11 protein-coding genes and 1 other RNA gene are annotated in these 13,388 nt (G+C 37.8%); 8 read left to right on the forward strand and 4 right to left on the reverse strand.

Annotation, left to right across the window (positions count from 1 at the left end; all coding sequences use genetic code 11):
* Positions 1-707: 707 nt before the first annotated feature.
* Together ssrS and DWA31_RS05930 are read right to left on the reverse strand one after the other, a co-directional pair.
* Positions 708-888: non-coding RNA, 6S RNA (gene ssrS / locus DWA31_RS05925), on the reverse strand.
* 78 nt (positions 889-966) lie between these two features.
* Positions 967-1,275: a cell division protein ZapA gene (locus DWA31_RS05930; protein WP_114325717.1), complete on the reverse strand. Its 309-nt coding sequence runs from the start codon at positions 1,273-1,275 to the stop codon at positions 967-969.
* Between the two features lie 174 nt (positions 1,276-1,449).
* Here DWA31_RS05930 and DWA31_RS05935 point away from each other — a divergent pair, with 174 nt between their 5' ends.
* The 3 genes from DWA31_RS05935 to ubiH are packed head-to-tail and all read left to right on the forward strand — an operon-like array spanning position 1,450 to position 4,808.
* Complete coding sequence (locus tag DWA31_RS05935) at positions 1,450-2,040, forward strand: UPF0149 family protein (protein WP_114325718.1); 591 nt, start codon at positions 1,450-1,452, stop codon at positions 2,038-2,040.
* 20 nt (positions 2,041-2,060) lie between these two features.
* Positions 2,061-3,431: a Xaa-Pro aminopeptidase gene (gene pepP, locus DWA31_RS05940; RefSeq protein ID WP_425451862.1), complete on the forward strand. Its 1,371-nt coding sequence runs from the start codon at positions 2,061-2,063 to the stop codon at positions 3,429-3,431.
* Positions 3,432-3,491: 60 nt separating this feature from the next.
* Complete coding sequence (gene ubiH / locus DWA31_RS05945) at positions 3,492-4,808, forward strand: 2-octaprenyl-6-methoxyphenyl hydroxylase (protein ID WP_114325719.1); 1,317 nt, start codon at positions 3,492-3,494, stop codon at positions 4,806-4,808.
* 32 nt (positions 4,809-4,840) lie between these two features.
* Here the strand turns inward: ubiH and DWA31_RS05950 are convergent, their stop codons facing one another.
* Positions 4,841-5,011 (reverse strand): hypothetical protein, encoded by a 171-nt coding sequence (locus DWA31_RS05950; protein ID WP_245942508.1) that lies wholly within the window; start codon positions 5,009-5,011, stop codon positions 4,841-4,843.
* Positions 5,012-5,148: 137 nt separating this feature from the next.
* On the opposite strand from DWA31_RS05950, the gene DWA31_RS05955 reads away from it, so the two are divergent.
* The 4 genes from DWA31_RS05955 to gcvP all read left to right on the forward strand — a co-directional run bounded on the left by DWA31_RS05955 (position 5,149) and on the right by gcvP (position 11,433).
* Positions 5,149-6,417 carry an FAD-dependent monooxygenase gene (locus tag DWA31_RS05955; RefSeq protein ID WP_114325720.1) on the forward strand — a complete coding sequence of 423 codons (1,269 nt, stop codon included), beginning with the start codon at positions 5,149-5,151 and terminating at the stop codon, positions 6,415-6,417.
* Positions 6,418-6,702: 285 nt separating this feature from the next.
* Positions 6,703-7,791, forward strand: coding sequence for a glycine cleavage system aminomethyltransferase GcvT (gene gcvT, locus DWA31_RS05960; protein WP_114325721.1), 1,089 nt, complete (start codon positions 6,703-6,705; stop codon positions 7,789-7,791).
* A gap of 114 nt (positions 7,792-7,905) precedes the next feature.
* A complete protein-coding gene (gcvH, locus tag DWA31_RS05965) occupies positions 7,906-8,295 on the forward strand; it encodes a glycine cleavage system protein GcvH (protein WP_114325722.1) in 390 nt (129 codons plus the stop codon).
* Positions 8,296-8,502: 207 nt separating this feature from the next.
* Positions 8,503-11,433 carry an aminomethyl-transferring glycine dehydrogenase gene (gene gcvP / locus DWA31_RS05970; protein WP_114325723.1) on the forward strand — a complete coding sequence of 977 codons (2,931 nt, stop codon included), beginning with the start codon at positions 8,503-8,505 and terminating at the stop codon, positions 11,431-11,433.
* Positions 11,434-11,756: 323 nt separating this feature from the next.
* Here gcvP and DWA31_RS05975 read toward each other — a convergent pair whose 3' ends face one another.
* Entirely contained in the window at positions 11,757-12,212 is a 456-nt protein-coding gene (locus tag DWA31_RS05975; RefSeq protein ID WP_114325724.1) for a tRNA-uridine aminocarboxypropyltransferase, read from the reverse strand.
* 177 nt (positions 12,213-12,389) lie between these two features.
* On the opposite strand from DWA31_RS05975, the gene DWA31_RS05980 reads away from it, so the two are divergent.
* Positions 12,390-12,719, forward strand: a complete 330-nt coding sequence (locus tag DWA31_RS05980) for a VF530 family protein (protein WP_114325725.1) — start codon at positions 12,390-12,392, stop codon at positions 12,717-12,719.
* The last annotated feature ends 669 nt before the right edge of the window (positions 12,720-13,388 follow it).

A 13,388-nucleotide genomic window follows, 5' to 3' on the forward strand; every position in this document is an offset into this window, starting at 1 on the left:
TAGATCCATTTCAATTAAAGATTAAGATAGAAAGTAAGTTGAAAGCCATTTTTAAACTTGTTTCGGTTACACCTAATGTGAGATTACGAGTATGACTTTCGGTTACCTTTTCTTTTGAGTCAATGCGTGCGTGAATTCAACAGGGTTCGTACAAGAGGAAGGATTACAGATTAACAAACACTATTTTTGTGATAACGTCTTTTTTGTCTTTTCAAGCAAACGTTCAGTTTTTATTACTCAACAACGACTATTTCTCAAATAATTCCATTAGACACAACCTTAACACCTCATGTCAGAATGAAGTGAAAGCGTTACTTCACTCTATGAGTGTCTAAATTATTAAACAAGGGAAAATAATAACTAATGGGTTGGCATTGAGCTTAAACTCTTTTGAAAAATATTTACGTTTTGTTGGTGTGGTTTGATATAACAGAAGTAACTTCCTCTGCGCTGATGGGAGTACTGTAGTTAACTGGTGACAGAATACTGTGTGATTTTCTAGAGGATGCGCGGAAATACCTAGGTGATTTAAAGTTGCTTCCAGAATGCCGCAGTTAACCGTAGTCCTGAACATTGTGTGATTTTCTAGAGGATGCGCGGAAATACCTAGGTGATTTAAAGTTGCTTCCAGAATGCCGCAGTTAACCGTAGTCCTGAACATTGTGTGATTTTCTAGAGGATGCGCGGAAATACCTAGGTGATTTAAAGTTGCTTCCAGAATGCCGCAGTTAACCGTAGTCCTGAACACCGTGTGTTCAGGGCGGAAATATCATTCTAACCGTAGGCTTCCCGATACGAGCCGGGCTTGCACAATAGTTAAGAATCAACTTCCTTAGGTAAAACTTATCGGCTCAGGGACATAGTCACTTACAAACACCCCAGAAGACGATTTTATTATAACTAAAATTAAAGTAGAGATAAGTTTTTTTTTACTGGTCGGAGCTAAGTGTTGTCAATTTAATCGTTTTACGCTTGCTTCTTACTCGTTGGCGCAATGGCTTGTTCGATTGTTGACTGTAACAGAGCTATTTTCTTCTTATAATCTAGCTGCTCCGCTTTTAATTTTTGCTTAGTGACTAATAACTCATTAGTTAAATTTAAAGCAGTCATGAGTATAGCTTGTTCTGGGGAAGCTATAGACTTACTCTTGTTTGCTTTCGTTAAGCGCAATGTTAATTCTGCGGCGGCGATGAGTAAAGCGCTCTCCTGTCCGATAGGACAAGCCACTTTAAGTTTACGATCAATAATATTGATTTCAACAGTGCGTTGACTCATTCGCGAAAATTCCTAGGCTAATTAACAATATACAAGCTAATAACTCGCACTATAACTGTGCTGATTTGGCTATGCAAGCAAATGAATATGTTTATATGATTTTTCATGCCTTTTGAGTGTGGCAATGTTAGGATAGTATTATAATTTTATTCCCTTTATTTTAAGTTATTAGTCATGTCTGAACATTCACCGCAAAGAAGTAAACTCGATTTTGCTTCAACTCAAGCCGTCATTACCACCGAAAATATTCAAAGTCACGCTAGCGAAATTCATGGTGTACTAACAGGATTAGTTTGTGCTGGTTTTACTTTTGAAGAACAAAGCTATATTGGTATGCTAAATGACTTATTTAATAATGGCGAAGTTTTTCCAGATCCAGTGAAAGCTATTATCAAGAAAATGTATAGTGAACTGTGGGCTGATATTCTTGACGATGATTATGCTTTTCAATTGATGTTGCCTGATGATGACGATTCAATTGTTGAACGTGGCCATGCATTAGGTAACTGGGTACAGGGTTTTAATCTAGGTTTTGGTCTACAGCAAAAAAATAGTCCCGTCACGTCAAGCGAAGTAAAGGAAGTGTTAACTGATTTTGCAGAAATAGCGAATCTTTCTGATGAAATGGAAGAAGATGAAGATACTGAGCAAGCCTATTTTGAGATCAGTGAATATGTGCGAATTTCAGCGTTATTATGTTTCACAGAGTTAGGTTCGTCGCCTGCAACGGTTGATAATAAAAATACTGATAATACTATTCATTAACGCTATTTATTAGAGAAGTCATGACTATAGTACACGAAAAAACGTCGACTCAATTGCCTGGTATTGCTAGCTTACCTATGAGGGATTTCAAAACTCACCGGGATAACTTTTTCGATAAAATGGAAAATAACAGTATCGCTTTTTTTAGCGCTGCTTGTGAAGTTACCCGTAGTAATGATACCGAATACGCCTTTTGCCAAAATAAAAATTTTTATTATTTAACGGGCTTTAATGAACCCGATGCTTTACTTGCGCTACTTAAAATAGATAACAATCAGCAATCAATACTATTTTCTTTGCCAAAAGATAAAAGCCATGAAGTTTGGCATGGTCGTAGAGTCGGCCAAGATAAAGCCTGTCAGTACTATAATTTTGATCAAAGCTTTGTACTTGATGAACTTACTAGCTTGGTACCTGAATATCTAAATAATTTGAACCAAGTTTATTTTTGTTTTGATAACAGTGAAATGTCACAACAAGTTTTCACTTGGTTATCACACGTTAGATCTACTGCTCGCCAAGGCACTAAAGTACCTGAGGTGTTAATTGATGCAAGCCCAATTATTAATGATTTACGCTTAATTAAAAGTGCTAATGAAATAGAAGTAATGCGCCAAGTTAATTATATATCGGGTTTAGCACATCAACGAGCAATGCAAAAAACGGCAGCTGGGAAGTTTGAATACCAGATAGAAACTGAATTATTGCATGAGTTCTCTCGTCATGGCGCACGCCATCCCGCATACGCGAGCATAGTTGCTGGCGGCGATAACGCAAATATTTTACATTACACCGATAATGGTGAAACCCTACAAGACAATGACCTGTTATTAATTGATGCCGGCGGTGAACTATCTGGCTATGCGGCAGATATTACCCGAACATTTCCTGTTAATGGAAAATTCACCGCTCCACAGAAATTATTATATCAACTGGTACTTGATACCCAGTTAACCGTAATCGCAGCGATAAAGCCTGGGATTACTTTCGCTAAGTTAAATCAAATTGCGAATGAATATTTAACCCAAGGGTTAATTGATTTAGCTATTTTATCGGGTGATTTAGCACAATTACTTATCGATAAAGCATGTAAAAAATATTTTATTCATGGCTTAGGTCACTGGCTTGGTTTAGACGTTCACGATGTGGGTGACTACCAGAACAATGAAAATAAAGAACAGTGTCGTGAATTTGTTGCCGGTATGGTGTTAACCATAGAGCCAGGACTTTATATGCCTAATGACGATTATGAGTTAGAAGAACAATGGCGTGGTATTGGTATTCGAATTGAAGATAATATTGTTGTTACTGAACAAGGTTATGAAAATTTGACTGTGAATTCGCCAAGCACAATTATTGAAATTGAAGCTTTGATGAATGATAAAGAATAAGTTTTTTGTTTTGAACAAGATATAAAATAAAAGCAAAGTAAGAATGAAGTAAAAAGAAACATGAGCAATAATAAAAAACATTACGATATAATCATTTCTGGCGGCGGCTTATCAGGAAGTTTAATGGCATTAAGCTTAGCTGATTTAACTAAAGCTGATGGCAGCTTATTATCTATTGCCATTGTTGAAGCAAACAAGTCAGAAACAAACAAGCCTGAAGTAAGTGCGCTTGAAGAACAGAAAGCGGTACACCAAAACACTTTTCCTTTGTTTGATGATCGTGTATTGGCGTTATCTCATGCTAGTGCAAAATATCTCGACAGTGTAAATGTGTGGCAGCATCTATCACTTGATGCTTGCGCGATTGAAAAAATAGACATTTCAGATCGTGGTCATTACGGCAAAGCACGTCTTGAAGCACAAGAACATGGTGTATCAGCATTAGGCTATGTGATCGCTATGACTAAAATTGGCCAAGGGCAATTGAAAGCATTAGCCAGTAAAAGTAATGTTCAGTGGTTTAGCCCTGATACTATTACTTATATTGATTGGCAACCAAACAATGAACTCATGTCTGAACTAGACAATGAACTAGACAATGGATTAGATAATAATGTCGTTACCGTGACACTTAGCTCTGGTGACATTTTATCAACAATTTTACTACTTGCCTGCGATGGCGCTAATTCCCCTTGTCGTCAATTAGCGAACATTGACGTAAACAAAAGTGATTATCAGCAAGTGGCACTTATTGCCAATGTTGCTACTGAAAAAGCACACAATAATAAAGCTTTTGAGCGTTTTACTGAGTTTGGCCCTATTGCTATGCTGCCTTTGGTTCCGTTAAAAAATGCGCAAAATCGGTGCTCGCTAGTGTGGACTATGTCACCACAGCAAAGTGAGCAGTTATTATCCCTTAATGATAATGAATTTAGTCATCAGCTTGAATTAGCTTTTGGCAGCTGGCTTGGCGCAATTACGGAAGTAGGTAAACGCGATGTTTACCCGTTAGTACTTTTACAAGCCAAGCAGCAAACGTATCATCGGTTGGCGCTTATCGGTAATGCCTCGCACACTATCCATCCTATTGCTGGGCAAGGCTTTAATCTAGGCTTGCGCGACGTGCAATTGATGGCTAGTTTGATAGCAAAGCAATTACAAAACCAGGCTGATATTGGTAGCTTTACCTTACTTAATCAATATTCACAAAAACGTGCACAAGATCAAAAACAAATAATCACCTTAACCGACTCACTCGTTACCTTGTTTGCTAATAATTTACCCCCTTTGGTAGCAGGAAGAAATACCGGCTTAAAAATAATGAATTATTTTCAGCCACTAAAAAGAACTTTGGTGAATAAGTTGATGGGCTATTAAATATATACCCGCTCCACTTGAAGATGCATGATTCAGCTGGAATTAGAAACGTCTTTAGGCAAGGCATTGATTGAAGAGAATGGTTGTTCAGGATAATGTGCTCCTGCATTATCTAATAAGCTACATCCATGTAGCGCCATTCTCAATATCAATAACGCAGCATAAAGCGTTTCTAAACCAGCCCCTTGGGGAAGGCGGAGCAAATCATACTCTACGTTGCTTTTCTTTTTAAGGAAATAACCCTTAATAAAAAAAAGCGCCTTGATTATGAATCGCTCAGACTTCCTGAAACGTGCACTTTCAAGTAGAACGGGTATATGCACTTTATAAAGAGATAAGAATGCAAAAATTTGATGTATTAATTGTGGGTGCTGGCATGGTAGGTTTAAGCTTAGCGTTAGCATTAAGAAAAACCACCGACCTAAAAATTGCCATTGCTGATACTCTACCTATCACCGATTTAACACCTGAGCCAGAGGTAAGAGTTAGTGCAATCAACATTGCTAGCCAAACACTTTTTGAAAACTTAGACGTTTGGGCTGATATTAAATCAAACCGTCTACAACCTTATCAAAAAATGCATATTTGGGATAAGGGAGGTTTAGGAAAATTAGATTTTTCTCTCGATGATTTAGGTGCTTTTCCCAAAAATGAAAACCTTGGCTGGATTATTGAAAACAAGGTGATCCGCAATGCCTTATGGCAAAAAGCCCAAGCTGATGAAGGGATTAGTTTTTTCACCGAAAATAAGTTAGCCAGTATTACCGAAGGAGATAGCGAAATTTTTGTTAGCTTTGATGCCTCTTTAGAAGAAAATAAAGGCGTACAAGCCCCCTTAATAGCAAAACTTGTTATTGGCGCCGACGGTGCTAACTCATGGGTACGACAGCAAATAGCCACAGCAATGATCACTCGAGATTATGATCATCATGCTATCGTTGCCACCATAAAATGTTCGCAAGGCCATAACAACACAGCATGGCAAGTGTTTCTACCAAGCGGTCCTTTAGCATTCTTACCGATTTTTCCACAAGATAACGCCACATGCTCTATTGTTTATTCTACATCGCCAGAGGAAGCTAAAAGGCTAACGGCACTTAATGCGACAGACTTTGCTAAAGAATTAACAGCGGCAAGTGACGGAAAATTAGGCGTCATTGAATTAGTCAGCGAACGTTTTACTTACCCGTTAACCATGCGTTTGGCACAAGACTTTGTCAAAGGTAGAGTCGTGCTTATTGGCGATGCAGCCCACACTATCCATCCACTTGCAGGGCAAGGCGTCAATCTTGGTTTATTGGATGCTGCCACCTTAGCGCAAAGCATTACTTCATTAACTTCAGCGCAAGGCGCAATAGATAAAAATTTAGCCTCACCAAGAGTATTAAAGGCTTTTTCACGCGCACGTAAAAGTGACGCTACTGACATGATTGCTGCCATGGAAGCAATAAAGCAAACCTTTAGTCTTCAGCAATCAGGAGTTAAATTATTGCGTGGCATAGGTATAAGTTTACTTGATAAGGTGAAGCCTGCTAAAAAATTATTAATAGAACAAGCACTTGGCCTTAAAAGTGATCTACCTGAATTAGCACGAAGAAAGCTAAACTAGGCGACTAAATAAAACAATAACAAAAAAAGTATAAAATTAATCCTTGCCATCAGCTAATTAATTAACTGATATCCAACTATAATTTCAAAATATCACATATTTTAAAATTTAATTCTAACCTCATCACTAAGTCGGTTTTTAATTTGAAAGTCATAATTATGTTTTGTTGAATAGGCATAAGCCAACGGCTATAATTAACGCAAATTAAATGAGCTTTTGACTATTTTTATTCACTTAGTCGAAACTAACAACAAGTACTTGGCTGACATACTTTAGGTATTACTTATGACTAACAAAACCGTACTACACGCAAAACACTTAGCATCTGGCGCTAAAATGGTTGATTTTTACGGCTGGGAAATGCCAATTAACTACGGTTCTCAAATAGAAGAGCACCATGCTGTTCGTCAAAGTGCTGGTATGTTTGATGTTTCTCATATGACTATTGTTGACATACAGGGCAGTGACGCTAAAGCTTTTTTGCGTCATTTAGTTATCAATGATGTCGCCAAATTAACGGTTGCAGGTAAAGCATTATATACAGGTATGCTAAATAAAGAAGGTGGCGTGATTGATGATTTGATCATTTATTTCTTCTCTGATACCAACTATCGTTTAGTGGTTAATTCAGCAACCCGTGAAAAAGATCTCGCGTGGATGAATAAGCAAGCACGCGGTTTTGATCTGGCTATTACTGAACGTCCTGAATTTGGAATGATCGCCGTACAAGGCCCACAAGCTAAAGCTAAAGTTGCCGAGTTACTTACAGCAGAACAAATTGTTGCCGTTGATGGAATGAAACCATTTTTTGGCGTACAAGTGGGTGATTTATTCATCGCAACTACTGGTTATACTGGCGAAGACGGTTATGAAATTATTGTTCCAGATAGTGCAGCAGAAGATTTTTGGCAAAAGCTACTAAATGTTGGTGTTACGCCATGTGGTTTAGGTGCTCGTGACACATTACGTTTAGAAGCAGGCATGAACCTCTACGGTTTAGATATGGACGAAACTGTATCGCCATTAGCCGCCAACATGGCTTGGACCATTAGCTGGGAACCCAGTGAACGTAACTTTATTGGCCGTGAAGTCTTAGCGACTCAAAAAGCCGAAGGCTCACAACCTAAATTAGTGGGCTTAATACTAACAGAAAAAGGTGTATTACGATCTCATCAAGTAGTGGTTACTGAGTTTGGTAAAGGAGAGATAACTTCTGGTACATTCTCACCAACCTTAGGACACAGTATTGCCCTAGCACGCGTTCCTCGTAGTGTGAAAGTGGGTGACACTCTAGAAGTAGAAATGCGTAAAAAATTAGTGAAAGTACAGGTAACAAAACCTAGCTTTGTCCGTAATGGGAAAAAAGTCTTTTAATTGAAAATATCAATAGATGCTCTATGATTAAATGGAGCAGCTAAGCTAACTAGTTAACAATAAAATTTAAACAAATTTAAACAAATTTAAGAATTTAACCAATAGGAAAATAAAATGAGCAACATTCCTTCAGAATTAAAATATGCAACATCACACGAATGGATACGTAACGAAGGTAACGGTATTGTTACTGTTGGTATTACTGAACATGCCCAAGATCTTTTAGGCGATATGGTTTTCGTTGAATTACCTGATGTTGGCGATAATGTTACTACAGGAGATGATATTTGTGTTGCTGAATCAGTAAAAGCAGCTTCAGACATATACGCACCAGTAACAGGTGAAGTTATCGAAATAAATGAAGAATTAGAAGACGCACCAGAACTTGTCAATTCTGATGCTTTTGGTGGCGGCTGGTTATTCAAAATTAAAATGGAAGATGCAGGCGAATTAGAAAGCCTTCTAGATGCACAAGGGTACGCTAACTCTATCGACGAAGACTAATTTTTGCGTTGTTAATCAAGTTTAGTCGGCATTGTCGGCGCTATTCGCCCCAATCACTTAGTAAACTAAGCTCATGGAGCTCATAGCTTGACGGCTTTGCCTAAACATTGATTACCTTAGCAAAAAAGGTTAATGCCTTATATTAAGCCTCTGACAAAACGTTTGGGGCTTTCTTTTTATTTATAAAACTATCTAAGTGAAATTGTTATGACTTCTCAATCACCCACTAGCTCGTCAGACTCTTTGTCGTTAGCACAGTTAGAGCAAACACAAGACTTTATTCGTCGCCATATAGGCCCAAGTGAAGCACAAACTGAAGCAATGTTAACAGACATTGGCGCAGACTCTATTGATGCGTTAATTGATGAAATAGTCCCTAGCGATATTCGTTTAGCTGACTTACCTGCAATTGGTGATAGCAAAACAGAAGTGCAAGCATTAGCTGATTTAAAAGCCATTGCTAACTTAAATAAAGTTAACACCTCTTATATTGGTTTAGGTTATTACCCAACGTTAACGCCAAATGTTATTTTACGTAACGTACTAGAAAATCCAGGTTGGTATACTGCTTACACGCCGTATCAACCTGAAATAGCACAAGGCCGTTTAGAGTCGTTACTTAACTATCAGCAAATGTGTATTGACCTAACTGGTCTGCCATTAGCTAGCGCTTCATTACTTGATGAAGGTACAGCCGCTGCAGAAGCAATGGCGCTAGCTAAACGTGTTTCTAAAAACAAAAAATCTAACCTTTTCTTTATTTCAGAAGATGTTTTTCCACAAACAATTGATCTAGTAAAACAACGTGCAGATATGTTTGGTTTTGACGTTGTTATCGCACCAGCAAACGAAGCACCAGAACATGATATTTTTGGTGCCTTAATTCAGTATCCAAGTGCAACTGGCCAAGTTTCTGATATTAGTGAATTAATTGAAAAAATTCACAGTAACAAAGGTATTGTTGCTGTTGCCGCTGACATTATGAGCTTAGTATTGTTAAAAGCGCCGGGCGATTTAGGTGCTGATGCCGTTATTGGTTCAAGCCAACGTTTTGGTGTGCCAATGGGCTATGGCGGCCCTCATGCTGCCTTCTTTACAACCTCTGACAAATACAAACGTTCATTACCGGGTAGAATTATCGGCGTATCAAAAGATACTCGCGGTAACCCTGCATTACGTATGGCAATGCAAACACGCGAGCAACATATTCGCCGTGAAAAAGCCAACTCAAACATTTGTACCGCGCAAGTATTATTAGCCAACATGGCGGCATTTTATGCGGTTTATCATGGTCCTAAAGGCTTAAAAACTATTGCTAGCCGCATTCACCGTTTTGCTGATATTTTATGTTTAGGAACAGCCACTAAAGGCTTAGTTTCTATTCATGCAAACTACTTTGATACCTTAACATTCAATGTTGCAGCACTTGAAAACAACAGCAAAGAAGAAATAGTAGAACGTGCGTTAATCTCAGGCGTTAACTTGCGTAGTGATGTTGATGGTCAAATCAGCGTATCGCTTGATGAAACCACTACACGCAGTGATGTAGCGACATTATTTACTATATTATTAGGCACTAATCATGGCCTAGATGTAAGCGAGCTTGATGAGAAAATTATTGCTTGTGGTCATTCTTCAATTCCTGCTTCATTAATACGTGACACAGCAATATTAACGCATCCAGTATTTAACTCGTATCACAGCGAAACTGAAATGCTGCGTTATATCAAACGTCTTGAAAACAAAGATTTAGCATTGAACCATTCAATGATTTCTTTGGGCTCTTGTACCATGAAGTTAAATGCAACGGCGCAAATGATCCCAGTAAGCTGGCCTGAATTTGCCAACATGCACCCATTTGCACCACAAGACCAAGTAGTGGGTTACAAGCAAATGATTGACGAATTGGCTGACTGGTTAGTTGAATTAACCGGTTACGACAAAGTCTCAATGCAACCTAACTCCGGTGCACAAGGTGAATACGCAGGCTTAATCGCTATTCACAAATACCACGAAAGCCGTGGTGATTCGCATCGTAATATTTGTTTAATTCCTGCGTCTGCACACGGTACAAACCCAGCATCAGCAATGATGGTTGGTATGAAAGTAGTGGTTGTTGCCTGTACTAAAGACGGCAACGTTGATATGGAAGACTTAACAGCAAAAGCTGAAGAGTTACGCGACAACCTTTCTTGCATCATGATTACATACCCGTCTACTCACGGTGTATATGAAACCACTATCAGCGAGATTTGTAACATTATTCATGATAACGGCGGTCAAGTTTACCTTGATGGCGCAAACATGAACGCACAAGTGGGTATTACTTCACCGGGCTTTATTGGCGCTGATGTATCACACCTTAACTTACATAAAACGTTTGCTATTCCACATGGCGGCGGTGGTCCAGGTATGGGACCAATAGGGGTTAAATCTCACCTTGCCCCATTCTTACCTGATCATTCTTTAGTGAACATCATTGAAGAAAACCAAGGTAATGGCGCTGTATCAGCAGCACCGTATGGTAGTGCCGGTATTTTACCTATCACTTACCTATACATTGCGCTTTTAGGTAAAGAAGGAGTTACGGCGGCAACTAAGTATGCCATTACTAATGCTAACTATTTAGTCTCTAAGTTAAGCCAACATTACCCAATTTTATATACAGATCCAAATGGTCGTGTTGCCCACGAATGTATCGTTGATTTACGTCCAATTAAAGAAGCAAGTGGCGTAACTGAAATGGATATCGCTAAACGTTTAATCGATTACGGTTTCCATTCACCAACTATGTCATTCCCGGTAGCTGGCACATTGATGATTGAACCAACCGAGTCTGAGTCTAAAGTTGAATTAGATCGCTTTATTGAAGCAATGGTATGTATTCGTGATGAGGTACGTAAAGTTGAATCTGGTGAATGGACATTAGATAATAACCCATTACACCATGCACCACATACATTAGCAGATATTACAGATGCTAATTGGGATAGAGCGTACAGCATAGCTGATGCAGTATTCCCAGTACCAGGTGTTAGAACTAATAAATTTTGGCCAACGGTTAATCGTATTGATGATGTTTATGGAGATAGAAACTTAGTGTGTTCTTGTCCGCCAATTGATACTTATATTGATTAGTTTGTAATTGTCATAAAGTATTTAAAAATTAGACAAAGTTATTTAAAAATAGACAAACTGGTAGTTTGTCTATTTTTTTATTAAATCTTTACTATTTTGGAACGTAAATCGTCTGGATTTATATGCAGGCACGATAGTATGATTCATCCCTCGTATATTTCTTTTGTTGAAAATACTACAAATTATATATAAATAGCCGTTCTCTAACAAAGCTGAAGTTAGCAAGTGAGTAATAAATATGGGTTCGGATCAGGTTTAATATCGATAACTCATAAATAACAGACCAACTGTTACTAGTCATGCTTTAATTATCTGTTAAATTTTTAGCCATTAAATTGTTCAAACTTTAATGCTAATTCTGATGCTATTTTATTTTGCCCTTTAATTCTTAATACTTCGATTATACATTCGATGGTGCATAGCCCACCTTTAGGTTGATTGCCCCTAAGTTTGTATGAAGAATCATTTGGAGTTTTCAAAGTGAATTGTGGAGCATTTTTTAAATAAGAGCTTTGATTGAAAATTTTTTGTGATTCCTGCCACGTGCCATCAATAATAACGATATTTTCATATTCTTCAATTATTGCCGATGATGATTCTCCTTTGGAATATAATAATAACGCCTCATTATTTTCTATTAGTTTAGTAAGGCCTTTATTAGGGGTTACTCTTTCCCAAAGTATACGTTCAACAATTTCATTAGAATCGTCTATAGCAAGAGAGCCTGTATTGGTTGCTCTATGCAATTCACGTTCATGTGTAAGTAAAAATATTTTCATTTCTTTATATATTGTTCCACTTTAAATTCTTATGTGTACTTTACACCACTTATATTTTCAATAAAAACAAGAACTTTTCCATAAAGTTCTTGGTGCACTTTTACCTGAGTTAAACGCATAAGTCTGTCAATATTTAGGAAACTTGTTACAATGCTATTTTTTGATTTTAGGTAGACTATGAATAAAAGTAATGATCCGCTACACGGCGTGAAACTTGAACAGATTCTAACCGAACTGGAGAAGAAAATTGGTTGGGATAAGATGGGTGAGTTACTTAATATTCGTTGTTTCACCAATAAACCGCGTCTTAAATCAAGTTTGAAATTTCTGCGTACAACCCCTTGGGCACGCAGTAGAGTTGAAATTTTATACCTAAAAACATTTTGTAGTAAGCATAAAGAAACGGGGAAATTAATCAGGGGGATACTCGCCCAGAATACAGCAGTAGCAGAAACGACTTCCACCAAGCCCGCTCCCTTTGTTTGGCCAACATCGAAAAATAAATAGACTTATGCCACAATATACCTCATTTAGTCACTAATTTGTTTTAATAAATAGTCCGCTTAGCCACCAGACTGTGTGAAAACTCGTTCCTGTAAGTATTAGTGGAGTTTACAGTCAATATTTTAGCTTGATATCCAGCAATTGTGGAATAACAAGATTAAATAAAGAGTGAACACCATGTAAAAGTGCAACGTCATCCCATTCACTTTTGAATTCAAGGAGTTTTCACACAGTCTGCCACCATTGCCGACAGTCAGAATCCAACATAAAAGTTGTAGAAGCCACCACAAGAGTCATTGGTGAGTTCACAATTTTAATTTACATATATCGACCAACAAGGAGCTGTGAATTTGCACAGGTTGGTGGAGTTTCCCCTATATTCATGTAAATGCGCAATTAGCGCATTATTGTCCATAGATGAATATGACAAAATATTTATAAGTGCTTTAACTAGCAATGTTTTATTCAATTTGTTATTAATAGTTAAAGTATGGAAGTGCGCGACTTATCAGTAGAAAAATGCGCAAGTTGCGCACTATTAAATTGTTAGCTATACAGGAGGGGTAATGGAGTATCTAGCAATAATAGGGATGTCACTTGTGTTCTGGTTGCCTTTATATGTTGCAGCTTTTGTTTCAAAATTTTCTAAGTCAGAAATCCCTAAAAAGCTTC

The sequence above is a fragment of the Candidatus Colwellia aromaticivorans genome, assembly GCF_003333305.1.
In the GTDB taxonomy this organism is placed as follows: domain Bacteria; phylum Pseudomonadota; class Gammaproteobacteria; order Enterobacterales; family Alteromonadaceae; genus Colwellia; species Colwellia aromaticivorans.